At 68.2% G+C, this 25,202-nt stretch carries 24 protein-coding genes; 8 read left to right on the top strand and 16 right to left on the bottom strand.

Annotated elements, in window-relative coordinates; genetic code table 11:
• Nucleotides 1-7 precede the first annotated feature (7 nt).
• From AC1DMS_RS23580 to gcvA, 11 genes are all read right to left on the bottom strand, one after another.
• Nucleotides 8-880: a branched-chain amino acid ABC transporter permease gene (locus AC1DMS_RS23580; RefSeq protein ID WP_062365219.1), complete on the bottom strand. Its 873-nt coding sequence runs from the start codon at nt 878-880 to the stop codon at nt 8-10.
• Nucleotides 873-1,589, bottom strand: coding sequence for an ABC transporter ATP-binding protein (locus AC1DMS_RS23575; protein WP_478181875.1), 717 nt, complete (start codon nt 1,587-1,589; stop codon nt 873-875). The genes AC1DMS_RS23580 and AC1DMS_RS23575 overlap by 8 nt, the downstream gene beginning before the upstream one ends.
• A gap of 127 nt (nt 1,590-1,716) precedes the next feature.
• Nucleotides 1,717-2,436: an ABC transporter ATP-binding protein gene (locus tag AC1DMS_RS23570; protein ID WP_062365217.1), complete on the bottom strand. Its 720-nt coding sequence runs from the start codon at nt 2,434-2,436 to the stop codon at nt 1,717-1,719.
• Between the two features lie 8 nt (nt 2,437-2,444).
• Nucleotides 2,445-3,698: an ABC transporter substrate-binding protein gene (locus tag AC1DMS_RS23565; protein WP_478181874.1), complete on the bottom strand. Its 1,254-nt coding sequence runs from the start codon at nt 3,696-3,698 to the stop codon at nt 2,445-2,447.
• Between the two features lie 49 nt (nt 3,699-3,747).
• The gene (locus AC1DMS_RS23560) at nt 3,748-4,815 is read right to left on the bottom strand and encodes a maleylacetate reductase (protein WP_062365215.1); all 1,068 of its coding nucleotides are present in this window, start codon (nt 4,813-4,815) and stop codon (nt 3,748-3,750) included.
• A 20-nt stretch (nt 4,816-4,835) separates the two neighbouring features.
• The gene (locus tag AC1DMS_RS23555; RefSeq protein WP_478181873.1) at nt 4,836-5,831 is read right to left on the bottom strand and encodes a tripartite tricarboxylate transporter substrate binding protein; all 996 of its coding nucleotides are present in this window, start codon (nt 5,829-5,831) and stop codon (nt 4,836-4,838) included.
• A gap of 32 nt (nt 5,832-5,863) precedes the next feature.
• Nucleotides 5,864-7,327, bottom strand: a complete 1,464-nt coding sequence (locus tag AC1DMS_RS23550) for an aldehyde dehydrogenase family protein (RefSeq protein WP_478181886.1) — start codon at nt 7,325-7,327, stop codon at nt 5,864-5,866.
• 157 nt (nt 7,328-7,484) lie between these two features.
• Nucleotides 7,485-8,492, bottom strand: a complete 1,008-nt coding sequence (locus AC1DMS_RS23545) for a hypothetical protein (protein WP_015866153.1) — start codon at nt 8,490-8,492, stop codon at nt 7,485-7,487.
• A gap of 20 nt (nt 8,493-8,512) precedes the next feature.
• Nucleotides 8,513-9,022 carry a cupin domain-containing protein gene (locus tag AC1DMS_RS23540; RefSeq protein ID WP_278879520.1) on the bottom strand — a complete coding sequence of 170 codons (510 nt, stop codon included), beginning with the start codon at nt 9,020-9,022 and terminating at the stop codon, nt 8,513-8,515.
• Between the two features lie 157 nt (nt 9,023-9,179).
• Nucleotides 9,180-10,130: a LysR family transcriptional regulator gene (locus tag AC1DMS_RS23535; RefSeq protein ID WP_478181872.1), complete on the bottom strand. Its 951-nt coding sequence runs from the start codon at nt 10,128-10,130 to the stop codon at nt 9,180-9,182.
• A 64-nt stretch (nt 10,131-10,194) separates the two neighbouring features.
• Nucleotides 10,195-11,094 carry a transcriptional regulator GcvA gene (gcvA, locus tag AC1DMS_RS23530; protein WP_478181871.1) on the bottom strand — a complete coding sequence of 300 codons (900 nt, stop codon included), beginning with the start codon at nt 11,092-11,094 and terminating at the stop codon, nt 10,195-10,197.
• A gap of 103 nt (nt 11,095-11,197) precedes the next feature.
• Between gcvA and AC1DMS_RS23525 the strand changes: the two genes are divergently transcribed.
• Together AC1DMS_RS23525 and AC1DMS_RS23520 are read left to right on the top strand one after the other, a co-directional pair.
• The gene (locus tag AC1DMS_RS23525) at nt 11,198-11,524 is read left to right on the top strand and encodes a putative quinol monooxygenase (RefSeq protein ID WP_015866149.1); all 327 of its coding nucleotides are present in this window, start codon (nt 11,198-11,200) and stop codon (nt 11,522-11,524) included.
• Nucleotides 11,525-11,534: 10 nt separating this feature from the next.
• Nucleotides 11,535-11,951, top strand: coding sequence for a GFA family protein (locus AC1DMS_RS23520; protein WP_015866148.1), 417 nt, complete (start codon nt 11,535-11,537; stop codon nt 11,949-11,951).
• 51 nt (nt 11,952-12,002) lie between these two features.
• Here AC1DMS_RS23520 and AC1DMS_RS23515 read toward each other — a convergent pair whose 3' ends face one another.
• Nucleotides 12,003-13,646, bottom strand: coding sequence for a serine hydrolase (locus AC1DMS_RS23515; protein ID WP_478181870.1), 1,644 nt, complete (start codon nt 13,644-13,646; stop codon nt 12,003-12,005).
• Between the two features lie 13 nt (nt 13,647-13,659).
• Nucleotides 13,660-14,532 carry a sterol desaturase family protein gene (locus tag AC1DMS_RS23510; protein WP_015866146.1) on the bottom strand — a complete coding sequence of 291 codons (873 nt, stop codon included), beginning with the start codon at nt 14,530-14,532 and terminating at the stop codon, nt 13,660-13,662.
• Between the two features lie 239 nt (nt 14,533-14,771).
• Between AC1DMS_RS23510 and AC1DMS_RS23505 the strand changes: the two genes are divergently transcribed.
• From AC1DMS_RS23505 to AC1DMS_RS23485, 5 genes are all read left to right on the top strand, one after another.
• Complete coding sequence (locus AC1DMS_RS23505; RefSeq protein ID WP_049826218.1) at nt 14,772-15,485, top strand: response regulator transcription factor; 714 nt, start codon at nt 14,772-14,774, stop codon at nt 15,483-15,485.
• A gap of 71 nt (nt 15,486-15,556) precedes the next feature.
• Nucleotides 15,557-17,377 (top strand): ATP-binding response regulator, encoded by a 1,821-nt coding sequence (locus AC1DMS_RS23500; RefSeq protein WP_015866144.1) that lies wholly within the window; start codon nt 15,557-15,559, stop codon nt 17,375-17,377.
• An 89-nt stretch (nt 17,378-17,466) separates the two neighbouring features.
• Nucleotides 17,467-18,639: an Ig-like domain-containing protein gene (locus tag AC1DMS_RS23495; RefSeq protein ID WP_015866143.1), complete on the top strand. Its 1,173-nt coding sequence runs from the start codon at nt 17,467-17,469 to the stop codon at nt 18,637-18,639.
• Between the two features lie 147 nt (nt 18,640-18,786).
• Nucleotides 18,787-19,968 (top strand): Ig-like domain-containing protein, encoded by a 1,182-nt coding sequence (locus AC1DMS_RS23490; RefSeq protein WP_015866142.1) that lies wholly within the window; start codon nt 18,787-18,789, stop codon nt 19,966-19,968.
• Nucleotides 19,969-20,107: 139 nt separating this feature from the next.
• Nucleotides 20,108-21,043: a peptidoglycan-binding protein gene (locus tag AC1DMS_RS23485; protein ID WP_015866141.1), complete on the top strand. Its 936-nt coding sequence runs from the start codon at nt 20,108-20,110 to the stop codon at nt 21,041-21,043.
• Between the two features lie 17 nt (nt 21,044-21,060).
• Here the strand turns inward: AC1DMS_RS23485 and AC1DMS_RS23480 are convergent, their stop codons facing one another.
• Nucleotides 21,061-22,140, bottom strand: a complete 1,080-nt coding sequence (locus AC1DMS_RS23480; RefSeq protein WP_062365203.1) for a hypothetical protein — start codon at nt 22,138-22,140, stop codon at nt 21,061-21,063.
• A gap of 202 nt (nt 22,141-22,342) precedes the next feature.
• On the opposite strand from AC1DMS_RS23480, the gene AC1DMS_RS23475 reads away from it, so the two are divergent.
• Complete coding sequence (locus AC1DMS_RS23475; protein WP_015866139.1) at nt 22,343-23,329, top strand: tripartite tricarboxylate transporter substrate binding protein; 987 nt, start codon at nt 22,343-22,345, stop codon at nt 23,327-23,329.
• Here AC1DMS_RS23475 and AC1DMS_RS23470 read toward each other — a convergent pair.
• The gene (locus AC1DMS_RS23470) at nt 23,298-24,233 is read right to left on the bottom strand and encodes a LysR substrate-binding domain-containing protein (protein ID WP_015866138.1); all 936 of its coding nucleotides are present in this window, start codon (nt 24,231-24,233) and stop codon (nt 23,298-23,300) included. The two genes, AC1DMS_RS23475 and AC1DMS_RS23470, sit on opposite strands and share 32 nt — an antisense overlap.
• Nucleotides 24,234-24,282: 49 nt before the next feature.
• Nucleotides 24,283-25,170, bottom strand: a complete 888-nt coding sequence (locus AC1DMS_RS23465) for an amidohydrolase family protein (RefSeq protein ID WP_015866137.1) — start codon at nt 25,168-25,170, stop codon at nt 24,283-24,285.
• Between the last annotated feature and the right edge of the window lie 32 nt (nt 25,171-25,202).

Here is a 25,202-nt window from a genome sequence, read left to right as displayed (position 1 = left end):
ATCGGCTTCATCCACGTGTCTTCGGAAAAAGGCCCTGCGGCCGCAGCACCAGCACGACCAGGAACACGATGTGCCCGGCCCAGATGCCCCAGCCCGGATCGAGCCGGAAGCCGATCTGCTGCGTGATGCCCAGGATCATCGCGCCGGCCAGCGTGCCCCAGAACGAGCCCATGCCGCCGATGATCACGGCCTCGAAGGCGAACAGCAGCAGCAGCGGGCCGTCCGACGGCGACACCGTGGTGCGCATTCCCTGCAGCGCACCGGCGATGGCGATCAGCACGAAGGCGATGGCGGTCGCGAAGGCATAGACCTTCTTCGCGTCCAGGCCCATGAGTTCGGCGATCTCGCGGTCGTCGGACACGGCGCGGAACGAGCGGCCCAGCGCCGTGCGCGCGAAGAGCCATTGCAGCGCGGCGGTTGCAACCAGCGCGACGGCCAGCACGACGAGCGGCAGCACGCCGAGCGAGAGCGTGTCGCCCAGCGCCACGCCCTGCGTGCTGAGCCCGCCGGTCTCGATGGCGCGCGGGTCGGCCGAGAACAGTTCGAGCAGCAGGTTCTGGATGACGATCGACAAGCCGAAGGTGACGACGAGCGAGGGCAGCGGGTCTTTGCCGAGCGTGCCGTTGAGCACGTAGCGCTGCAGCGCGTAGCCGAACACGAAGGCCACCGGCAGCACCCCGAGCGCGACCATGGCAACGAGCCCCGGCGTGGCATCGCCCGCCACCGACACGCCCGCGATGACCGCGAAGGCGCCAAGGATGATGAAGTCGCCCTGCGCCGTGTTGGTGAGCCGCATGACGCCGAACATCAGCGACTGGCCGAGCGCGAACAGCGTGTAGAGGCCGCCGAGCAGCACGCCCTGGATGACGGTCTCAAGCATGGGCGGCCTCGATGCCGAAGTAGGCCTGCGAGATCTGCTCGCGCGTGAGTTCGCCCGACTTTCCTTCGAGCGACACGCGGCCTTCCTGGAAGCAGTAGATGCGCTGCGAGACCTGCCGCGCCATCGTCACGTCCTGCTCGACGATGACGACGGTCATGCCCTCGCCCGTGATGGTGGGCATGGCCGCATAGATCTCGCGGATGACGATGGGCGCGAGGCCGAGCGAGAGCTCGTCGCACAGCAGCACTTCGGGATTGCTCATGAGCGCGCGGCCGAGCGCGACCATCTGCTGCTGGCCGCCGGACAGCGAGGTGCCGGGCGCGTGGCGCTTCTCGGCGAGGACGGGGAACAGGGCGTACAGGCGCTGCAGGTTCCACGGGCCCTTGCGGGCCGCGGTGGCGCCCATGCGCAGGTTCTCCTCGACGCTCAGGCTCGGGAAGAGGCGCCGGCCCTCGGGCACCATGGCCAGGCCGCGCCGCACGATCCCGCCGGGAGGAAGGCCGCCGATGGGTTCGCCCTTGAAGCGGATGGTTTCTCGCGGGACGCGGACGAGGCCGGCGAGGCTCTTGAGGAAGGTGGATTTGCCCGCGCCGTTGGCACCGATGATGGCAACGAGCTCGCCAGCGGCCAGCGTGAAGTCGATGCCGAAGAGAGCCTGGGCGTCGCGATAGAAGGCCTGGAGGCTGTGGGTTTCGAGCAGGGCGTTCATGATCTTTGCTCCCTCCCCTTGCGGGGGAGGGCTGGGGTGGGGGCAAGCGGCGTTGGAGTGGTGGCGCCGTCGTGCCCCCATCCCGGCCTTCCCCCGGAAGGGGAAGGAGCAATACAAGAAAACGCGCTCATGCTTCCATCCCCATGTAAACCCGACGCACCTCGGAATCGTTCATCACCGCGAGAGGCGCCCCCTCCGCCAGCTTCTGCCCGAAGTTGATGACGAACAGCCGGTCCGCGAGCGACAGCAGCGCATGCACCACATGCTCGATCCAGATCATGGTCACGCCGCGCGCCTTGATGCGCCTCAGTTCCGCCACCAGCACCGCGGCCTCGGGCTCGGTCAGGCCGCCCGCGATCTCGTCGAGCAGCAGCAGGCGCGGCTTCGTCGCAAGCGCGCGCGCGAGTTCCAGCCGCTTGCGGTCGAGCAGCGTGAGCCCGCCGGCCGGCTTGTTCGCGTGCGGCATCAGCCCCGTCTGCGCGAGCACTTCGTGCGCCGTGCGCCATGCCTCGCGCTCGGTCTGCTGCCCGCCGAAGCAGGCCGCGGTCACCAGGTTCTCGAACACGCTCATGTTCCCGAAAGGCTGCGGCACCTGGTAGCTGCGCCCGATGCCCGCATGGCAGCGCTGGTGCGGCTTGAGCCGCGTCACGTCGCGCCCCGCGTACTCCACGCGCCCCGCATCGACGCGCGCGTCGCCCGAGATCAGGTTGAACAGCGTGGTCTTCCCCGCCCCGTTGGGCCCGAGGATGCCGAGCGTCTCGCCCTCGGCCACTTCGAGCGAGATGTCGTCGGTGACCCGGAGCGCGCCGTACGACTTGCTCACCGCATGCAATGCCAGCAGTGCCATGGCGTTCTTCAGAGCAGCCGCAGCGTGCCGCCGGCCGGAATGCCCTTGGCCGCTTCGTTGTTCACGATGCTGAGCTCGACCTTGTACTTCTTGCCCTTGCCCCACTGGCCGAGCACCAGCGGCGTCTTGCTGACGTTCTTGAACGGGCCCGGTCCGCCCCACTTCACCGGGCCGACCACGGAATCGATGGAAGTCGATGCGACCGCATCGCGCACGTCGCCGGCCTTCAGCGACTTGGCACGCGACAGCGCGTTCGCCGCCACCTCGAACAGCGCATGCGCGAAGCCGATGGGCTGCGTCCACTGCTTCTTCGCACCGGCCTCGTAGGCCTCGGCCAGCGCCTTTGCGCTTTGCTGCGTGAGGCTGGACGTGAACGGATGCGAGGGGCTCCACCACACCTCGGTCGAGAGGCCGTCGCCCAGGTCGCCCAGCGCCTCGATCGCGCCCGGGAACAGCAGCGCCTTGCCGAGTGTGATCACCTTGGGCTTGAAGCCCTGCTGCCGCGCCTGCGTGAGAAAGGTCTTGGCATCGGGCGGGATCACCACGCCGGTGACGATCTCGACGTTGTCGCGCTTGAAGGCCGCGATCTGCGCGCTGAAGTCCTGCGTGCCGTTCTGGAAGCGGCCGGGGTCGGTGAGCGTGAAGCCCATCTGCGCGAGCGGCTTCGGAAAGCCCAGTTCCTTGTCGCCCCAGGCGTTGCCGTCGCCATCGTTGGGAAACAGGCCGCCGACCTTCCTGTTGGTGGCCACGGTCTTCCAGCCGTTGGTGAAGTTGGCGATGACGTCCTCGAGCCCCCAGAACAGGTGGTAGGTCCAGTTGAAGCCCTTGGCCGGGTCGCCCTTGCGGCCGAAGAACCAGGGCTGCCACGGCACCACGCTGGAGATGCACGGCACCTCGTTGAGTTCGCAGGCGTCGCTCACCGGGTTGGCGGTCTCGGGCGTGCCTGCCGTGAGCACGAGCGCGACCTTGTCCTTGAGGATCAGGTCGTTCGCGACCTCGCCCGCGCGGTTGGGGTTCGACTGGCTGTCCTTCAGCACGATCTGCACGGCGTACTTCTTGCCGCCTACGCTGAGGCCGTCCTTGAAGGCGGCCTTCATCTGCTCGATCACCCACTTGTCGGCCTCGCCGAAGGGCGCGAGCGGCCCGGTCTGCGGCGACACGTAGCCGATCTTGAGCGTGTCGGCGGCGAACACCCGCGGCGCGGCGCCCGTGGCGGCAAGCGCGGCGGCGGCCTGCGTGAACTGTCTGCGGTTGAATGTCATGGCTGTCTCCTTCGTTGTTCGTGTGGGTTTCTCTGTGCGCGTGCTGCGCCTATGCCGGCGGCTCGCCGTCGAAGGCGCGCTGCAGCAGCGCGCGGATCTCGCCGCGCTCGGCCGGGCCGAAGGGCCGCGGATTCCAGTACGGATTGGCGACGGCGATGTCGGCCGCGCGGTCGAGGTCGGCGGCGCGCATGCCGATGTCCTTGAGTGCCACGGGCGCGCCGTTGCCCCGCGCCAATGCGTAGACCGCCGCCGGCGCCGACACGCCGCCGAGCGCGCGCGCGATGCGCGCCATGGCGCGCGGCGCGGCCGGCGCATTGAATGCGAGCGCGTGCGGCAGCACCACCGTGTGCACTTCGGCATGCGGCAGGTTGAAGCTGCCGCCCAGCGTGTGGCAGAGCTTGTGGTGCAAGGCCATGCCCACCGCGCCGAGCACGCTGCCGCACAGCCACGCGCCGTAGAGCGCATCGGAGCGCGCCGCCAGGTCGCCGGGCTGCGCACGGATGGCCGGCAGCGCGCGTGCGAGCGCGGCGATGCCCTCCTCCGCCATCAGGTCCATCACCGGATTGCTGTCCTGCGCATAGAGGCCTTCGGCCGCATGCGCGATGGCGTTGATGCCGCTGGTCACGCTCAGGCCCACGGGCAGCGTGCGCGACAGCTCGGGGTCGTAGATCACGGTGCGCGGCAGCACGCGCGGGTCCTTGCCGGTCTTCTTCAGGCCGTTCTCGGTGAGGCCGTAGATCGGCGTCATCTCGCTGCCTGCGTAGGTGGTGGGAACGGCGACGATCGGCAGCCCCGCTTCCAGCGCAATGGCCTTGCCCAGCCCCGTGGTGGAGCCGCCGCCGAGCGCCACGGCGCAGTCGGCGCCGAGCCGGCGCGCCAGCTCGCGCGCCTCGCGTGCGGTCTCGACGGGCACATGCATCACGGCGCGGTCGAACAGGCCGGCCGCCTGCGCGCCGAGCGAGGCCGCCACGCGCTCGGCTTGCGGCCGCTGCTCGGGCGTGCAGAGCACCAGCGCCCGCTTCGCCCCCAGCGCATCGATCTCGCGCGCCAGGTGGCGCAGCGAGCCGGCGCCGAACACCACGCGCTGCGGATGGGTGGTGTGGATGAAGTCGTGCATGGCGCGTTCCTCCGGCCTGCCTATTCCAGGCTCAGGCGGCGCTCGCGCACCAGGCGGGTCCACTTGTCCTGCTCTGTGCGCAGCACGGCGGCGAACTGCTCGGGCGTGTTGGCGATGCCCGTCAGGCCCTGCTCGCGCAGCCGCTGCTGGAAGGCCGGCTCGGTCACGGCCTTGCGCACTTCGGCCTGCAGCCGGTCGACCACGGCGCGCGGCGTACCGGCCGGGGCGAGCAGCCCGACCCAGGAGTTCACCTCGAAGCCCGGATAGCCGCTCTCGGCCACGGTCGGCACCTCGGCATAGGCGGGGGCGCGCTGGGCGCCGGTCTGCGCCAGGGCGCGCAGCCGGCCGGCGTTGACGTGCGGCTGCGCCAGCACGGCCGAAAGGAACATCATCTCGACCTGTCCGCCCAGCAGGTCCTGCTGGGCCGGGCCACCGCCGCGGTAGGGAATGTGCGTGACGAAGGTGCCGCTCACGGCCTTGAAATATTCGGCCGTGAGATGGTTGCTCGACCCCGGGCCGACGCTCGCGTAGTTGAGGCCGCCGGGCTGCGCCTTGAGCAGACCGACGAAGCGCTGGAAGTCCTTGGCCTGCACCTTCGGGTTGACCACCAGCACCAGCGGATTGCTCGCGACCTGGGTCACGGGCTGCAGGTCCTTGGCGATGTCGAAGCTCAGCTTCGGATAGACCAGCGGATAGGTGGCGTAGCTGTCGAACACCATCAGCAGCGTGTGGCCGTCGGGCGCCGCGCGCGCCACCTCGGCCGCTGCCAGCGTGCCGCCGGCGCCGCTGCGGTTGTCGACGATCACGGTCTGGCCGAGCGCGGCCTGCAGGCGCGGCTGCAGCTGGCGCGCGACGGTGTCGACGATGCCGCCCGGCGGGAAACCGACGACCAGCCGCACGGGCTTGGCGGGCCAGGCCGGCGCCTGGGCTTGGGCCTGGGCTTGGGCCTGGGCCGCGGCGCCCAGCAGCAGCAGCATGCAGGCGGCCAGCGCCCGGGAAAGGATCGGAAAAGACATCGTGTGTGCCGGTGGGTTGATGGATAAAAAACTCAGCGCACGAAGTGCGGCGGAATCTGCGCGTCGACGTTGACCCACACGCTCTTGACCTGCGTGTACTCGCGCATGGCGTCGAAGCCCATCTCGCGGCCATAGCCGCTCTGGCCCACGCCGCCGAAGGGCGAGCCGGGGTTCACGCGCTTGTAGCTGTTGATCCAGACCATGCCGGCGTGCAGGTCGCGCGCCACCTTGTGGGCGCGCTGCAGGTTGTTCGTCCACAGGCCGCTGCCCAGGCCGTAGTCGGTGCCGTTGGCGATCTGCATCGCCTCCTCGTCGCTCTTGAAGGTGAGCACTGTGACGAAGGGGCCGAACACTTCTTCCTGTGCGACGCGGTCCTGGTAGGACTTCGCACGCACCACGGTCGGCGCGACGTAGCAGCCCTGTGCAAGATCGCCGCCGGGCGAGGTGCCGCCAGCCAGCACCTCGCCGCCCTGGCCCTGCGCAACCTCGACATAGGCCAGCACGCGGTCGCGGTGCTGGGCGCTGGTGAGCGGGCCCATCTCGGTGTTCTCGTCGAGCGGGTTGCCCAGCCGGATCGACTGCGCGAGCGGGATGAACTGTTCGAGAAACGCATCGGCGATCTTCTCGTGCAGCATCAGCCGCGAGCCCGCGATGCAGGCCTGCCCCTGGTTGTGGAAGATGGCCCAGGCGCTGCCGTTCACGGCAGCCTGCAGGTTCGCATCCTCGAACACGATGTTGGGCCCCTTGCCGCCGAGCTCGAGCTGCACCTTCTTGAGGTTGCCCGCGCTGGCCTGCACGATGCGCCGGCCGGTGGCGGTGCTGCCGGTGAAGGCGATCTTGGCGATCTCCGGATGCTCGGCGATGTACTGGCCCGCCACGCTGCCAAGGCCCGGCAGCATGTTGACCACGCCGGGCGGAACGCCCGCCTCGGCCATGAGCTCCGCGATGCGCAGCGAGCTGAGCGGCGTGATCTCGGCCGGCTTCATCACGATGCAGTTGCCGGCCGCGAGCGCGGGCGCCATCTTCCAGCTCGTGAACATGAGCGGGAAGTTCCACGGCACCACCTGCCCGACGATGCCGACCGGCTCGCGCAGCGTGTAGTTGAGAAAGCCCTCTTCCACCGGAATCGTCTCGCCCTGGAACTTGTCGGCCATGCCGCCGAAGTAGCGAAAGCACGCGGCGGTGCGCGGCACGTCGAGCCGGCGCGAGTCGCGGATCGGATGGCCGGTGTCGAGCGACTCGAGCCGCGCGAGTTCTTCGCCGTGGGCCTCGATCAGGTCCGCAAGCTTCAGTAGGATGCGGCCGCGGTCGGCGGCGGCCATGCGGCTCCACTTCGGGACCGCACGCCTGGCGGCGGCCACGGCCTTGTCGACATCGGCCTTGCCGGCCAGCGCGACATGGGCGATGGGCGTGTTGTCGTGCGGGTTGAGCGTGGCCAGGGTCTCGCCGGATTCGGCGTCGACGAAGCGGCCGTCGATGAAGAGCTGGTGGCGGATGGGCGTACGCAGGCCTGCCGCAGCGGCAATGTCATTGGGCTTCATGTCTTTGCATTTCTCCCTCGCCCCTTGGGGAGAGGGTGGGGGTGAGGGGGCGGCGGCGGCACGGACGCCACCCTCACCCCAGCCCTCTCCCGCTCGCGGGAGAGGGGGCCATTCAGAACTCGACCGGAATCTCCGGGCTCTCGCCCTTCTGGATCTCGTACACCAGGCTCGGCGAGCCGTTCTCCCACACCAGCAGCATCGAGCGCTTGGGGCTGAAGCCCTGGTGGCGGCAGTAGGCGGGCATGGCGGCCATGTCGCCGGCCTTCATGATCACGCGGGCCATGGGACGGCCGGTGTTCTTGTCGCCGCAATCCCAGTGGATCTCGTCGGTCATCTGGAAGAACCACTCGACGCGGTCGTTGCCGTGGATGATCGGCAGGATGTGCTCCTCGGTCGTCGGGCACATGTAGCTGTGCTTCACCACCGAGGTGAAGCTCGGGTTCCAGGTAACCTGCGAACGGCTCAGGAAGCCGAACAGGTTGAAGGCGTGCACCTCGTTCTCGAAGCCGGGCTCGGGGTGCAGCTCGGGCTGGGCCTGCGGCACGTCGGCAAAGGCGCGGTTGACCGGCGCGCCTCGCGCATCGCTGCGCAGGTCGAGGTCGCCCTTCAGGCCCACGCAGCGCTTGGCCAGCTCGCGCGCCCGGGTGATCTTGGCGGTGTTGTTGCCGCTCTTGCGGCCATAGGGCGAGCCGGTTTCCTGCGGCGCGGCAAACGGGTCGAAGCTCTCGTTGGTCCAGTCGTCGAGCATGGCCTCGAAGGTGGCGCGGATCTGCGCCGTGGGAAAGTTCTCGAGCAGGTCGATGCCCGCGTCCTTCATGGTGCCGTTGAAGCTCCCGGCGTACAGGTCGACCGAGTCGTAGTGGTTGATGGTGCCGAACACGTTGTCGAAGTTGACCCAGCCGTAGAAGAAGCCCCAGGCCACGTCGCGCATCAGCGCGCGCAGGTAGCTGCCGGCGTCCATGGTGTGGCTCATGGGACGGCCGTCGCGGGTCTTCCAGGTGATGTGGACGAAATACTCGTCGCGGCGAAAGCCGAAGCTGCCGAGAGAAAAATCCTTGTAGCCGAGCGTGGCGTCGGGCTGCGACGCAATGACCTTGGCGAGTTCTGCGGGTGCGTTCATGGTGTGGCTCCTGGATGCGTTCATTGCGTCTGGCAGATGTCGGCCCACTTCTCGACAGACAGATCGCCCTTGCAGGTCTGCAGCACGATCACGCCGGGGTCGCCGGCTGCGCGGAACTGGTAGGCCGTGTTCTTCGGCAGCAGGCCCTGGTGGCCGCGCGAGAGCTTCATCCAGCCCATCTTCCTGCCCCTGGGCTCGCCCTGCACGAGCACCGCGCCGTTCTTGTCCTTGTCGGCCACGGCCTGGCCGGCATCGAGCTGCACGAGGTGCACTTCGACCTCGCCGTCCATCACCAGCGCGAATTCGTCGTGCGCGCTGGTGTACCAGGGCGAGGTGCCTTCGGCGCGCAGCGTTTCCAGCACGTAGATCTGGTTCTGGCCGAACACGACCTTCTCGTACGGCCGGCTGATGCTGGCGATCTCGAAGCAGTTGGAGAACGCGTAGTGGCGCACGTCGTCGTCGATCGGCTCGACGTGCCCCTTCTCGAAGTGCTTGAGCGACCCGAAGCGGGTCTGGTAGGCAACGGTCATGGATGTCTCCTGAAGTGCTGGACGATGCAGCCTGGCGCTGCGATGTACGCACTGTAGGAAACGCGCGGCACGGGCGGTAGGCCCGAAACGCGGTCCGCATTGTTCGGCGAATCCGTTCAATGCGCAGGGTTTACCCCCGGAACGGGCCGCGCCCGCCTCAGGCGTCCCAGATCAGGCTGGGCGGCAGCAGGCCCCGTTCGATCATGGCCGCGTCCCACGGCGGCACCTTGGAGAAGGCATGGGTCAGGTGCTCGATGAAGAGCCGCAGCTTGAACGCATTGCGCGAGGTGCCCGCATACACCGCGCTCAGCGAGAACGACGAGAGCTGGTGCGCCGGCAGCACCACCTCCAGCTCGCCGCACAGGATCGCCTCGCCCGCCACCAGCGTCGGCAGGCAGACGATGCCGGCATGCTCCATGGCGTATTCGCGCAGCAGGTGGACGCTGTTGGTGAGCAGTGCGGCGCTCATGTACATCGTCACCTGCTCGCCGCCGTGGTGGAAGGTCCAGCGGTCGCGCGTCGGGTAGCCCGAGTACAGGCCGAGCGTGTGCTTGTGCAGCTCGCGCGGGCTCGCGGGCCTGCCGTGCGCGCGCAGGTACTCGGGCGTGGCGCAGAACACGCGGCGCACCGGGAACAGCGAGCGCGACACCAGCTCGGTCGAGGCTGCCGGAAAGATCTGAAGCGCGCAGTCCACCCCCGCCTTCACCGGATCGACCACCGCATCGCTCACGATGAGTTCGAGGTGGATGTCCGGAAAGCTCGACTGGAAGGCCCGCAGCAGCGTCGCGAAATGCCCGAGCACGAAGCCGGTGAGCGCATGCACGCGCAAGGTGCCGGTGGGTCCGTCCTTGGCGTCGCGCATCTGGTCCATGATGTCGTTGGCCCGGCCGACCAGCTCGACGCAGTCGCGCAGGAAGGCCTGCCCGACATCGCTGAGCCGCACCACGCGCGTGCTGCGGTGGAACAGCGGCGCGCCGACATGGTCTTCCAGCTGCTTCACGCGGCTGGTCACGACCGACTTGGAGACCCGCAGCTGGCGCGCGGCCTCGGCGAAGCTCTGGGTCTGCGCGACCCTTACAAAGGTCTCAATGTTTTCGAGGCGGTCCATGGCGCATGCAATGTAGCGCTTCTGCGGCGGGGCGCCTTCGGGCGGATCTGCGAGGCCAGCACCGCTAGACGCTGTTGCGCATCTCCTCCAACAGCCACTCCTTGAACGCCTTCACCTTCCGCTGCCGCATGGCCTCCGGCGGATAGACAAGGTAGAAGCTTGAAAAGGCCTTCAGCGCCTGCTTGAACGGCCGCACCAGGCGGCCGGCGGCCAGGTCGTCGGCGACAAGCATGGTGCGCCCCAGGACCACCCCTTCGCCTTGCACCGCCGCTTGCACGGCGAAGGTGTAGGAGTCGAAGGCGAGGCCGCTTCGGGCATCGATGCCTTTGACGCCGGCGCGCTCGAGCCAGTCCGCCCAAGCGATGGGATAGCCGTCGCGGATGAGGGTGTGGTGGCGCAGGTCGGCGGGCTTGCGCAGGGCGTGCGGGCCTTTCAGCAGCCGGGGGCTGCACACGGGGAAGACCTCTTCGTCGGCCAGCCACTCGGCCGTGAGGCCGGGGTAGTTGCCGGCGCCATAGCGGATGGCGACGTCGATGCCGTCACCGTGAAAGCTGGCGAGGCGGCCGGTGGTGGAAACGCGCACGTCGATGTCGCCGTGAGCCTGGCGAAAGCGGTACAGGCGAGGCACCAGCCAGCGGCCGGCGAAACCGTCCGAGGTGCTGACGTTGAGCGTGCTGCCGGACAGGCGGGCCGTGGCGGCGGCGGTTGCCGCAGCGAGCTGGTCCAGCACATCGCGCACGGCCTTGGCGTAGGGCTCGCCCACTTCGGTGAGGCGCACGGAGCGCGTGCCGCGCTCGAAGAGCTGCACGTCGAGTTGCTGCTCGAGGTGCTTCACGGCGCGGCTGATGGCGCCCGGCGTGAGATGCAGCTCTTCGGCGGCCTTGGTGAAGCTCAGGTGCCGGGCCGCAGCGTCGAAACAGGGCAAGGCGGTCAGCGGCGGGAGCTTCGCGGGTGTATCCGGCATGGTTGATTTTGGCTCACAAGTAATTGACAAATCATCGTTTGCCGCCATTGGTTGGCGCGGCACAGAATGTCCTCCATTCGTGAGCAGATATCAAGGAATGCACATGCACAGCAGCCAAACCGGCACCCAACCCGTCACTGTCGTGATCACCTGCACCATCCAGCCCGACAAGCTGGAGCTGGCCCGGCGGGAGCTGCGGGCAGTGATCCGGCAGGTGATGGCGCTCGAGCCGGCCTGCCTCGGCATCCGCGTGCATGAGGACGCCAGGGCCCCGAACCGCTGGCTGATCGTGGAACAGTGGGCCAGCGAAGCGGCCTTTACCGGCCCGCACATGCAGCAGCCGCACATGCAAGCCTTCATGCAGACGGCGCAGACCTTCCTGGACGGCCAGGCCGATTTCGGCTTCTGGCACGAAACCCTGGCAACCTGAGGAGACAGCCATGCAACCCACCACCGTCGACTGCCGCTGCGGCAAGGTGCGGCTCCACCTGAGCGAGGCGCCAGTGGCGCAGTTCCACTGCCACTGCGAGGACTGCCGCGCCGTGACCGGTGGCGCGTACGCGCCGTTGGCGCTGTTCCCGGCGGGCGGCGCGACCGTGTCGGGAGACGACACAGCCACCTGGACCTACAGGACCACGCCGCGCACCCGCTGCGCCCATTGCGGCACGCTGTTGTTCGGCGAGCCGCCGGGGATGGGTGTGCGGGGTGTGAGCGGCTTCCTCCTGCCGCCCGAACTCTTCAAGCCGGCCTTTCACATCCACTGCCAGCGGGCCGTGGCGCCAGTGAAGGACGGGCTGCCCCACTTCAAGGACATGCCGGCGGCCTTTGGGGGCTGCGATGAGGTGATCGGGTGGTAGGGCGCGATGCGCCGATCCGCGCGTTCGAGCCGCCGGTGCCGCACCGGCTCATCACTGGACAGGCATCCTCGTGAACACGCCGTGCGTCGTGTCCTCGGCGTAGAACTCCATCTGCACGCTGTCCGACAGGCCCGAGACGCCGGGCCTGAAATCGATCCTCGAGATGGACCCCGGCGTGGCGCTCTCGCCCGACAGGTCGATGACGAAGGTGTTGCCGCTCCAGTGGCGCAGCGCAAAGCGCCTGGCGCCGCCCGGCCCCATCTTCAGGACCAGGCCGCTGCCGGCGGTTTCCACCACGGCATTGCCGTAGTAGCTGTTGGCGTAGATGCCGGTGTAGGCATTGCTGCCGAGCGGCGCCACGGGTTGCGCCGGCGGCGGCTGGCCGGCCAGCGTGCCCTCGGGCGCGTACAGGCCCTGCATCAGCGGTGCATAGGCCTCGTACCAATCCCGCGTGAGCGCGCCGAACTCGACCAGGTCGTCGAAGGCGGCATTCATGGCCTCGGCAGCGCCCACCGGCGCCGCGTTGGTGAGCGTGACGATGCCGACACCCGCCGATGGAATCATCGAGAAGGCCGTGCCCGCCCCCAGCAGGAAGGCGCCCGAATGCGAGAGCTTGACCCGCCCCGAAGGCGAGGTCCCGACATTGAAGCCATAGCCGTAGAAGCCCGCGCGCTCGTTCGGGTTGCGGGACGGCGACGAGACGATCTGCGCGCTGGTCGCGGGCAGCAAGGCCTCGGCCTCGACCACCGGGCGGCCCTGGAAGCTGCCCTGCTGCAGGACCATCGACATCCAGCGCGCCATGTCGTTGGCGCTGGCGCTCACGCCACCGGCCGGCGACTGCGCATCGGGGTCGCGCTGGTACTGTGCCTGGTAGCCTGCCTCGGTCTTCACATGGGGCGAGGCGCGGTTGCCGCGTTGCATGAAATCGGCGAAGCGGGAGCTCGTCGACGCCATGCCCAGCGGCTGGTAGAGCGTGCGCTCGGACAGCGTCGCCCAGTCGAGCCCGGCCGCCCTGGCTGCCGCTTCGGCCCCGGCCGTGAGGCCGAAGTTGGTGTAGGCGTATCGCGTTCTGAAGCCATCGAGCGGCACGTAGCGCAGGCGGTCCAGCATGTCCTGGCGTCCGTAGCCCAGGTCTTCGAGCTGGTCGCCGACGTGCGCCGAGAGCCCCGAGCGGTGCGCGAAGAAATCGCCCATCGTCACCTGCTGCGTGATCCACTCGTCCGACAGTCTGAAGCCGGGCAAGTGCGTGGCGACGGGCGTGTCCCAGGACAGCACCTGCCTGCCCACGAGCCCCGCCACGACGGTCGCGCCGACGGACTTCGACAGCGATGCGAGCTGGAACACGGTGTCCGCATCGACCGGTTCGGGCGCGCCCACCGTTCGCACGCCGAAGCCCTTGGCATATACCGTCCGGCCGTCCTTCACCACGGCCACGGCCATGCCCGGAATACTGGAGCGGCGCATGATGTCGGCCGCCAGCTGGTCGAGCCTGGCCACGGCAGCATCGATCTGCGCCGGCGGTATGGCCACCGCATAGGTTTCCGAGGGCGACGCAGCCGCGACCGGCACGGTGCTGGCGGCCACCGGCACGAACACCGCCGGGCCATCGCTGCCGCCGGCGCAGCCGCCCAGTGCCAGGGCGGCCCCCAGCGCCGCGGTCATCCATCCCTTGCGGGCCGCATTTCTTGCAGTCATCGAAGTTCCCCAGTCACTCCATCGCCCTGCGCGCCTGGCGCGTGGTCTGGGAACTGCCGTCGGGACTCCAGCCCGGCGGCTGCAGGAGATAGCCGGCCACCTCGGACAGGCTGCGGGCCTTGCGCAGGTCCCTGGCAATGCCGGCCCACTCATGGAAGGCGATCCGCAGCGGGTTGAAGGTTTCGATGTTCTTCGTCAGGCCGAACCGCGGCGTGAAGGTTTCCAGCGCAAACGAGCCGAACAGGCGGTCCCAGATCATCAAGGTGCCGGCGTAGTTCTTGTCGAGGTAGTCGAAGTCGCTGCCGTGATGCACCCGGTGGTGCGACGGCGTGTTGAACACGGCCTCGAAGCCGGCGGGCATCTTCCGGATCGCCTGCGTGTGGATCCAGAACTGGTAGATCAGGCTCGCCGACTGCATGAACAGGATCATCTTGGGATGAAAGCCCAGGAGCGGCATCCAGGCCCAGAACAAGAAAGAGCCGCTGATCGTGCCGGTCCAGGTCTGGCGCAGGGCCACCGAGAAGTTGTATTTCTCGGAAGAGTGATGCACCGAATGCGAAGCCCAGAACCAGCGCACCTCGTGGCTGAAGCGGTGGAACCAGTAGTAGCTGAAGTCGTCCGCCAGAAAGCACAGCACCCAGGCCCACCACGCCGCGGGCGGCATCGTGAAGAAGCGGTGCGCATAGAGCCAGCTCAGGAACACCAGCATCAGGCCCGCGCTGGCCAGCGCGATGGCCAGGTTGCCCATCGCCAGCAGCACGTTGGCGGCGGTGTCGCGGGTGTCGTAGAGCTCGCCGCGCACCTTGAGGGAGTACACAAGCTCGACCACCATCAGCAGCGCAAAGGCCGGGAAGGCGGCGAACATGATGTTGGGAAGGTCGTTCATTTCTACCGTCCGATCGCGCCGGGTGCAGCGCACATGGATCAGGGGCGAGCTTAGTCAGCGCCCTGCGGTACGGAAATACCCGGAAACAAGTAAATGCGGTCAAGCAGCGTCAACGAATCAACACGCAATGCCTCGGGGGTGCCGAAGCCCGGCGGTTTTGCAGCATTGAACAGGTGCACGAACGAACAACGTGACTTTCTTCACTTACCCCGGCGCCCGGAATCGCTAGATTCGGTGGCGTGAGTACCGACGAAACGAACCGCCCGCCCAGACACGGCGCTCCTGCCGATGGTCGGCCGCCGCGGGCCATCCTGGTGGTGGACGATCACGACCTGGTGCGCCTGGGTGTGCGCGCGCTGCTGGAAGCACAGTCCTCGCCCTCGGGCGAAACCCTCGAGGTCTTCGAGGCCGGCAATCTCGCCGACGCCCTGACCCTGTACGAAAGAGTCCGCGATGCCGTGGACCTGGTGCTGCTGGACCTGGCCTTGCCCGACACCCAGGGCCTCAGTGGCCTGATGGAATTTCGCGCCCGCTATCCGGCCGCGCGCATCGTGGCGCTCTCCGGGTCCGGCACCACCTCGCTTGCCCAGAGCACGATCGCGCAGGGAGCGCTGGGGCTGGGCGCCAGCGCCTTCCTCCCCAAATCTGCCAACCTCAAGGAGGTGGTGAGCTTCATCCGCGCCTGCGGGCTGCTCGGAAGCAACGCCATCGACGGCTCGCCCCGTCCGGCGAGCCCCTCGGTTCGCCCCATCAAGTCGTCTCGTGACCAAGCCTGGCAGGCGCTCGCCCCGCGGCAGGCGCAGGTGCTCCAGTGGATATTGGAAGGAAAGACCAACAAGGAGATTGCGGAGGCCGCGAGCCTTGGCGAAGGCACCGTCAAGAACTACGTGTCGACCATCCTCCTGCTGTTCGGCGTGCGCTCCCGTGCGCAGCTGATCAGCAGCTTTCGCTGAGCTCCGCCTGTACGGAGCGAAATACATACATACATACATACGCGGGGACCACCCTGCAGGGAGGCAATTCGATGAGCGACCTCGTGTCGAAGCACCTGGCGGTCGACGCCGCGCTGGGCCTGCGCATACTGCGCGAGCATGTGGCGTCGGTCTACGCCGGCCACAGCACGGCGATCCTGGCCCATTTCGGCTTTGCCATCGCGCTGGCCATCTTCAGCTACTCGCGCCTCGACCATCCTTTGCTGCTGTGCTGGCTGCTCGTCCTTGCGGCCGTGGACCTGTACGCCTTGCTCGCACCGCGCTGGACCCCCGCCACGCCGATGGCCGACAGCCCCTACTGGGCGCGCAAGTACGCGCGCCTGGTCACGATGGTCAGCGTCGCCACGGCGCCGGCGCCCTTGTTCCTTGTATCGACGACGGACCTGGTCATGACCACCGTGTTCACGGTGGTCATCATCGGCAGCTGGACACGCGCGGTGCAGGCGCGATGGCCGCTGAAGCCGGCCATGTTCGGATACGGCATTCCCATGATGACCGGCCTCATTGCCGCGCTGGTCTGGCACGGCAACGCGCTGAACTGGTTCCTTGCCGCCTTCGGAACCGTCAACCTGGTGCTCACCTTCCGCGCCGGCTTGCAGGAGAACCGGCGGCTGACCGAATCGCTGCTCCTGCGCTTCGAGAACGAGGCCCTGGCCGCTCGCCTGAGCGAGCAGATCGCCGCCACCGAGCGCGCCAGCGCCGAGAAGACCCGCTTCCTGGCTACCGCCAGCCACGACCTGCGCCAGCCGATGCATGCCATCGCATTGTTCGGCGCCGCGCTGGAGAACGCGCTGGAGGGCCGGCCCGAAGTGAAGAATGCCGAGCGCCTGATGCGCGCGGTCGACACGCTGGGTGCCTCGCTCAACACCATGCTCGACATCTCGCGCCTCGACGCGGGGGTGGTGGTTCCCGATCCATGCGCCCTGGAACTCGACGCGCTGTTCCGCCCGCTCAACCACACCTTCTCGGCGCAGGCCGACCAGAAGAACCTGCAGCTGCGCATTCGCGCCAGCGGGCTGTGGGTACAGAGCGACCCGCAGCTCCTGTACCGCATGCTCTCCAACCTGGTCGACAACGCATTGAAGTACACGCTGCACGGCGGCGTGACCGTGACGGCACTCGCGCGCGGCGATCTTGTGCGGATCGAAGTGCGCGACACCGGCATCGGCATTGCGCCCGCGCAGCTGGAACGCATCTTCGAGGAGTTCTACCAGATCGGCAATCCAGGACGCGACCGCTCGCGCGGCCTGGGCATCGGGCTGTCGATCGTGCAGCGCTTGTCGCGTCTGCTCGCGCATCCGGTGCAGGTGCGCTCGCGCCCGGGCCGCGGCACCTGCTTTCGCCTGGTGGTCCCGGCGGCCAAGGCATCGCTGGATTCGCCTGCGGACCTTCTGCTGCAGGACCTCGAATCGCCCGTGCGGCATCGCTTCACGATGCCCGATCTGCGCGGACCGGTCCTGCTGATCGACGACGAGTCCGAGATCCGCGAAGCCATGACGGCACTGCTGCAAGGCTATTCGCTCGATGTGGTGGCCGTGGCCAACGAGGCCGCCGCGGTCGAAGCATTGACGCATCCCGATGCGCAAGCCAGGCCCTTCGCACTGCTGCTGTGCGACTACCGGTTGGCCGACGGCGTGGACGGACTCGATGTCGGGCAACGCCTGCGCGAACGCTTTCAACTCCATGCACCGCTGCTTCTGATTACCGGCGAGACAGCGCCCGAGCGTTTGCAGCGCGTACGCGCCTCGGGCGTGCCGGTGCTGTTCAAGCCCGTGAGCGCCGCAACGCTGCTGCAAGCCATGGCCGAGCTCGCGCCTGCAAGCCACCGGCGCGCGCATCGGCGCGACAAGTGACTTTAGGCACTATGGCGTCTTCTTCGCTTCTCCTAAATTGACACGGGGCCGGATCGCGGCCCTTTGACACTCAACAGGGAGAGAAACGAATGAAGAAGAATCCATGGGCAATGGGTGCGGTGGCCGTGGCCGTCGCAGCGGTGGTGGTGGCATGCGGCGGGGGCGGCTCGAATGGCGGCGGCTTTGCAGGCGGGCTCCCTGCCGGCACGGGCACGCCCGGTGCTGGCGCTGGCGCAGGCACTCCCACTGGCGGCACAGGCAACTCGACCGGCACCGCCCCGGTAGCAGCCAATGACAGCGCCAGCGGCCAAGCCGGTGCCAGCGTCACCCTCAACGTGCTCGACAACGACCAGGATGCCGACGGCAACCTCGACCGCAACTCGGTGCGCTTCGTGCAGCCACCGGCCGACGCCACCTTGTCCGGCGACGGGCGCAGCCTGCAGGTGCCCAACGAGGGCAGCTGGCAGGTGGGCAGCGAGGGGGCGGTGGTGTTCACTCCCGCGAGCGGCTTCACCGGCAGCCCGACGGTGGTCAGCTACACCGTGTCCGATGCCACCGGGCTCACATCCGCGGCCGCGACGATCACGGTCACCGTCACGGTGGCGTCGGCCACCAGTTCGGCAGCCTGCTTCAACGAAGGGTTCCTCCACACCGGAACAACCATGGATTTCGAATTCACCGTCAGCGGAGATGGCGCTACGCCGCCCCGGCGCGTCGTGAGCACCGTCACGGGACCCAAGGAGTTCAATGGCGCGGCGACCATGGAGACGAAGTCGGATTTCTATGGGGACGACGGCAGCTACGCAGGAACCAACATGGGCTACAACGCCTTCGTGGACGGCTTCCTGGTGAGCTACGGCATGACCGGGAGCAACGTCCGGCAGACGATGAGCCCGCCGCGTCGGCAACCGGTCGCCATGGAGCCAGGACAGACCTTCGATTTCACCTACACGACCAGGAACGAATACGCCGACCGCGTCGAAGAAGGTACGACGACCACGTCCTACACCTACGTGGGCCGCGAGACCCTCCAGAGCGCTGCGGGAACCTTCTCGGCCTGCAAGTTCACCACCCATCAGGTGGACACGCCCATCACCTCCTCGCCCACGACGCAGACCTTCGACAAGATCAGCTGGGTCGCCGCCGAGGGCCCGTATCGTGGGTTTGAACTGCGCACGGAGGTTGTGGCCCAGTACCCGAATGCACCCACGATCCGCCAGGTGGTGCAGCCCACCAAGGTCAGCGTTTTCGACATCAAGTGAGATCTTGCGGACTGCTGCGATCGGGGCCACGGGCGATGGCATCGGCGCGACAAGTGACTTTAGGCACTATGGCGTCTTCTTCGCTTCTCCTAGATTGACACAGGGCCGGGATCCCGGCCCTTTGACACTCAACAGGGAGAGAAACGAATGAAGAAGAATCCATGGGCAATGGGTGCGGTGGCCGTGGCCGTCGCAGCGGTGGTGGTGGCATGCGGCGGGGGCGGCTCGGGTGGCGGCGGCTTTGCAGGTGGGCTTCCTGTCGGTGCGGGTACTCCCGGCGCGGGTACTCCAGGTGCTGGTGCTGGCACCCCTGCTGGCGGCACGAGCAGCCCCACCGGTACCGCACCGGTGGCAACCAATGACAGCGCCAGCGGCCAGGCCGGCGCCAGCGTCACCATCAACGTGCTCGACAACGACCAGGATGCCGACGGCAATCTCGACCGCAATTCGGTGCGCTTCGTGCAGCCGCCGGCCGGCGCCACCTTGTCCGCCGACGGGCGCAGCCTGCAGGTGCCCAACGAGGGCAGCTGGCAGGCTGGCAACGAGGGGGCAGTGGTCTTCACTCCCGCGAGCGGCTTCACCGGCAGTCCGACCGTGGTCAGCTACACCGTGTCCGATGCCACCGGGCTCACGTCCGCGGCCGCGACGATCACGGTCACCGTCGCGGTGGCATCGGCCACCAGTTCGGCACCCTGCTTCAACGAGGGGTTCTTCCGGACGGGAACGATCATGGATCTCGAACACACCGTCAGCGGGGATGGCGCGACGCCGCCTCGGCGCACGGTGAGGACCGTCACGGGACCCAAGGAGTTCAATGGCGCGGCGACCGTGGAGACGAAGTACGATTTCTATGGGGACGACGGCAGCCATGCAGGGACCAACATGGACTACAACGCCATTCAGGACGGCTTCCTGCTGTTCTACGGCATGACCAGCAGCAACGTCCGCCAGACGATGAGCCCGCCGAGTCGGCAGCCGATCGCCATGGAGCCCGGACAAACCTACGAGTTCACCTACACCGCCAAGAACGAATACGCCGACCACGTCGAAGAAAACACGACGACGAAGTCCTACACCTACGTGGGCCGCGAGACCCTCCAGAGTGCTGTGGGAACCTTCGCGGCCTGCAAGTTCACCTCGCATGGAGTGACCACTATCACCACTCCTACGCCCATGACACAGACCTTCGACCTGGTCTACTGGGTTGCCGCGGAGGGCCCGTATCGGGGGTTTGCGCTGCGCACCGAGGCTGTGGGCCAGTACCCGAATGCACCCACGATCCATCAAGTGGTACAGACCACCAAGATCAGCGTCTTCGACATCAAGTGAGTCCTGCGGCTGCTGCGAGCCGGACAACCCGCAGCGGCGCAAGAAGTGACTTTAGACACTGTGGGCAATCGTGCCTTCCCACTAAATTTGCGCAGGGCCGCATTCCGGCCCTTTCGCAACCAATTGGGGGGAGGATCGCATGAAGAAGTCCACAGGCAAGCCACGCCAGCAGCGCGCGCTCTCGAGACCGGCCATGGCCATGGCAGCAGCGGCAACGCTGCTGGCGCTTGCCGGCTGCCAGAACATGCCCGCGCTCGACATGCAGATGGGCAGCCAGTCGGCCAAGACCGTTGCCACGGGCAGCGCCGCGGGCTCGGCCACGTCCGGTGAGAGCAGCGCGCTCGAGCGCTGCGATTCGCCGCTCGGCACCGTCTCGCTGATCGAGAACGTCAATGCCGGCTGGTACACCATCCTCACCGGCGAGTACCGCCTGCCGCCCACGGCCAACCTGCTGCGCCTTCTGGTGCAGCAGTCCAATTGCTTCGTGGTGGTCGAGCGCGGCGCGGCCGGCATGAACGCGATGACGCGCGAGCGCGCGCTCATGCAGTCGGGTGAAATGCGCGGCGGCAGCAACTTCGGCCGCGGCCAGATGGTGGCGTCCGACTACGGCCTGTCGCCCGAGATCGTGTTCAGCAACAACGACGCGGGCGGACTCGGCGGCACCATCGGCGGGCTGGTCGGCGGTGGCCGCGGCCGCGCCATCGCGAGCCTGGGTGCCAGCCTCCAGACCAAGGAAGCCGCGGCGCTGCTGACGCTCATCGACAACCGCTCGGGCGTGCAGGTCGCGGCATCGGAGGGCAGCGCCTCCAAGACCGACTTCGCGGGCCTCGGCGAGCTGACCGGCCTGCGCGGCGGCGGCAACATCGGCGGCTACACCCGCACGCCGCAAGGCAAGGTGATTGCCGCGGCCTTCATGGACGCCTTCAACCAGATGGTGCGTTCGCTGCGCAGCTACAAGGCGCAGACCGTGCGCGGCCAGGGCCTGGGCGGCGGCGGCCGGCTCGGCGTGGATGGCGGCGCGGCGCCTTCGCAGACCTCGGCGCCGCCGGCGTCATCGGGCCGCAGGAGAAAGTAGCCCGGCCCGCGGCGACCTCAGCGCGCCTTGTCGACCTGCTCGGCGCCGCCATCGGCCAGCAGGTCCGCGCTGCTCAGGCGCTGCGACGCACGCAGCATCTCGGGCGCGCCGGCCGTGCGGATCACGCGGCTGCTGCTCGCGAGCACGCGCTTCTTGGCCTGCTGCGCGCCTTCGGTCAGGCTGTAGTCGATGCGGTAGTCCCATGCCGCGATCGGCACCTTTCGATTGCCCAGGCGCTCGATGCGCACTTCCGCGGCGGTGCGTTCGCCGGGCCGGAGTTCGGTGGCCTGCGAGAAGCCCCGCCCGACGCCGATGACCGTTCCGGCCTCGTCGTACAGCGTGACCAGCACTTCGACGATGGTCAGCGCCAGGGCGTCCTTGCGTGCATTGGCGAGACGGCCGAACAGCCACACCTCGTCCCCCTGCTGCACCAGGCGCACGCGCGTGAACTGCAGCGGCGGACCCTCGGTCGTCCAGAAGGGCGTCGACAGCGCATCGGCCTGCAGCTCGTAGCGCGTGACGGCCTGGTCGCTCGGCAGCTTGATCAGCACCGGCGCTGTCTCACCGGGCATCAGCGTACCGATCGGCACCGATTCGCTCTGTTCGCCGATGCGGCTGTCGCGGTCGTAGAAGATCGCATTGACCTTCGGCCGCTCGATCGCGCTACCGCTCTCGTTGCGCGCCGTCACCAGCAGCCAGGGCTGCGCCAGAGGGCCGCTGCCCGCCAGTACCTGGCGTGCCTCGAGCCGGAGGCCCTCGCCCGGAATCGTGCGCGGCATCGAGGCCCGCTCCGGCTGGTTGCGGTCCACGACATAGGCCATGACGCCGAAGACCCCGGCGACCAGCACCGCGACCGCCGCAATGGCGATGCCCATCGACCGGGCCGCGCTGCGGCCGCGCGCCGACTGCTCGGCCGCCAGCCTTCGTCCGGCCTCGTCCTTGACCTGCTCGAGCACGCGCTCCAGCCGGTCGGAGACGTTGTCCTCGACGATCGACACCGAGCCGCAATGCGCACAGGCGTACTGGTTGAGCCCCGAGCGCTGGAGCATCCCGCTGCCGCATTCACCGCACTTGAGCGTTTGCAGGTTGATGGTCAAAGAAATGTCCTCGGTGGCATTGGCGACGCGGTTCCGCGCGCATCTTAGCGAGGAAGGCGCCGGATATGCCGCCGCGACATATCTCAAAGTGGCCGGGCCGGATAGCGGACCGCCGCCGGAATGGCGATAGTCCATCACGCCGGCACAAGGCCCCACGCACCGCCGGCGCTTCAAAAGAGAAGACGGAGACAAAGGAATGGATATGCGCACTCGCACCCGGCGTTCGGCGCTCGCGCTGGCCGCACTCTCGTTGCTCTGCACAGGCGCGAACGCGCAGCAGCAGCAACAGCAACCGTCGTCGACCAAGCCCATTCGCCTGGTCGTGCCCTTCGGCCCCGGCGGCGTGGCCGACCTCACGGCGCGCACCGTCGCGCAAAAGATGTCGGAATCCATGGGCCAGAGCATCATCGTGGACAACAAGCCGGGCGCCGGCGGCGTGGTCGCCTCCGATGCGGTGGCCAAGGCGGCGCCGGACGGGCTCACCATGCTGCTGATGTCCAACGGCAATGCCGTGAGCGCGGGGCTGTTCAAGCGCCTGCCTTTCGACACGGTCCGCGACTTCGCGCCGGTGTCGACGCTCGGCTATTTCGACATGGCCGTGGTGACAGCCGCTGACGCCCGGTTCAGGACGATGCAGGAGCTGCTGGCACATGCGAAGGCGCATCCCGGCACCGTCAACATCGGCACCATCAACGTGGGCAGCACGCAGCATCTGGCGGCCGAGCTCTTCAAGCGCAGCACCGGCATCGACGCGCAGGTGATTCCGTTCAACGGCTCGCCCGCACTGATCACGGCGCTGCGCGGCGGGCAGGTCGACGCCGGCGTCGAGATCCTCGCGCCGATCCTCGGGCAGATCAGCGGCAAGTCGCTGCGCGCCCTCGCGGTCATGGGCGCGAAGCGCTCGTTCGCGCTGCCCGACACGCCGACGGTCGCGGAGAGCGGCGCGCCCGGTTTCAAGGTCTCGTCATGGAACGCGCTTGCCGTGCCCGCGAAGACGCCGCCCGCGGTCATCGCGAGGCTCAGCAAGGAAGCCAACGCGGCGCTCGCCACGCCGGAAGTCAAGGAACGGCTGCGCCAGCTTGGCGTCGAGGCGCAGGGCAGCACGCCGCAGCAGCAGGCGGACCTCCTGAAGGACGAGATTCAGCGCTGGTCGGAAGTCATCCGCCTGGCCGGCATTCCGAAGCAGTGAGCGCCGGTGCCGGCGAAGCATTCATCGTCTGATCCACGACCTCGCGCACCAGCGCGAGAACGGCCTGCTGGGTCAGCGTGGCCGGACGCTGCGAACTGACGGCCAGCGCCAGCCGGCTGCGCAGCGGAGGATCCACGATCCGCCGGATGCCGAAAGCCTCCGGCCGAGGCGCGGTGAGCACCGCGTTCGCGGACAGCACCGCGGAGCCAACGCCATCGATGACCAGGTCGAGAATGGCGGCCACGCCGTCGATCTCCATCGCGATGGCCGGGCGGCATCCGATGTTGGCCATTTCCGCCTCGACCAGCATGCGGATGGAATTGGGCTGGGTCGGAATCACGAGCGGCTGCGAGGCCACCTCGCGCAGCGCGATCTCCCCGCCGGGCTGCGTGGCCGGTCCGACCAGGTACAGGTCTTCTTCGAGGATGACCACGCTGTCGATGTCGGCCGAGGGCGCGGGGTTGTAGAGCAGCGCCAGGTCGATGCGGCCCGCGGTCACCGATTCCTGCAGGGCGCTCGACAGCGCCTCGGTGATGGCAAGGCGCGCATCGGGCAACTGCTGGCGAAAGGCACGGGTCAGCGGCACGGCAATGCGCTTGGCGATGCTCGGCGGCAGGCCCACCGTGACGCGGCCGGCCAGCGCGCCGCGCATGCGGCCGAGGTCTTCCTTGGCGCGCTCGATCTGGTGCAGGATGCCCCTGGCATGCGCCAGCAGCAGCGTGCCCGCATCGGTGAGCGTGACGCCGCGGCCGTTGCGCGTCAGCAGGTTCTGCCGCAGCTCCACTTCGAGCTGGCGCACCTGCCGGCTGAGCGCGGGCTGCGCCACGTCGATCACGATCGACGCGCGCGTGAAGCTCCCCAGCTCGGCCACGCGAACGAAGTACTCCAGCTGCTTGAGGTCCATGAGCTGGAGTCTAGGGGTCCGCTCACGCGAAGCAAGCGCTTGCCGCCTCTCAGGCCCAGTAGAGCCGCATCGGGTTGTCCACGAGCAGCTGCTGCTGCAGCTGCGCGGTGCGCGCGATGCGCGGAATCATGTCGACCAGCGTGCCGTCGTCGGGCATGTGCGTCTTGAGGTTGGGATGCGGCCAGTCGGTGCCCCACAGCACACGGTCCGGGAAGGTCTCGACCAGGCGCTGCGCGAACGGCACGACGTCATCGTAGGCCGGCGATCCGGAGACCGACAGGCGCTCGGGGCAGCTCACCTTCGACCACACGTTCGGATGCTCGCGCATCAGCCGCACGAAGCGCTCGAACTGCGGCCCGTCGACCGGCTGGCTCACGTCGGGCCGGCCCATGTGATCGACCACCACGGTCGTCGGCAGGCGGGTGAAGAAATCCCAGAGCTCGGGCAGGTCCTGCGCCTCGAAGTACACGACCACGTGCCAGCCGAGCGGCGCGATGCGCTTGGCGATGTCCATCAGCACCTCGCGCGGCGTGAAGTCCGCCAGGCGCCTGAGGAAGTTGAAGCGCACGCCGCGGATGCCGGCCTCGTGCAGCCGGTGCAGTTCGGCATCGCTCACGTTGGGCGCGACCGAGGCCACGCCGCGCGCGCGTCCGTTCGAATCCGCGATGGCATCGAGCAGCGCGCGGTTGTCGCTGCCGTGGCAGGTGGCCTGCACGATCACGTTGCGCTCGAAGCCCAGCAGGTCGCGCAGGGCAAAGAGCTGATCCTTCGAAGCATCGCAGGGCGTGTACTTGCGCTCGGGCGCATAGGGAAACGTGGCCGCCGGGCCGAAGACGTGGCAGTGGGCGTCCACCGCGCCGGGCGGCGGCGAGAAGCGCGGCTTCGACGGGTTCGGGTGAAAGCACAGCCAGTCCTTGTCCACGGTGCTAGCTGGCATGCGTGCCTCCGTGGCGGCAGGGATCGAAAGGC

This window comes from Variovorax sp. 05T418, from assembly GCF_056396385.1.
The sequence above is the reverse complement of the archived record's forward strand: the minus strand, read 5'-3'. Positions and strand labels throughout refer to the sequence as shown.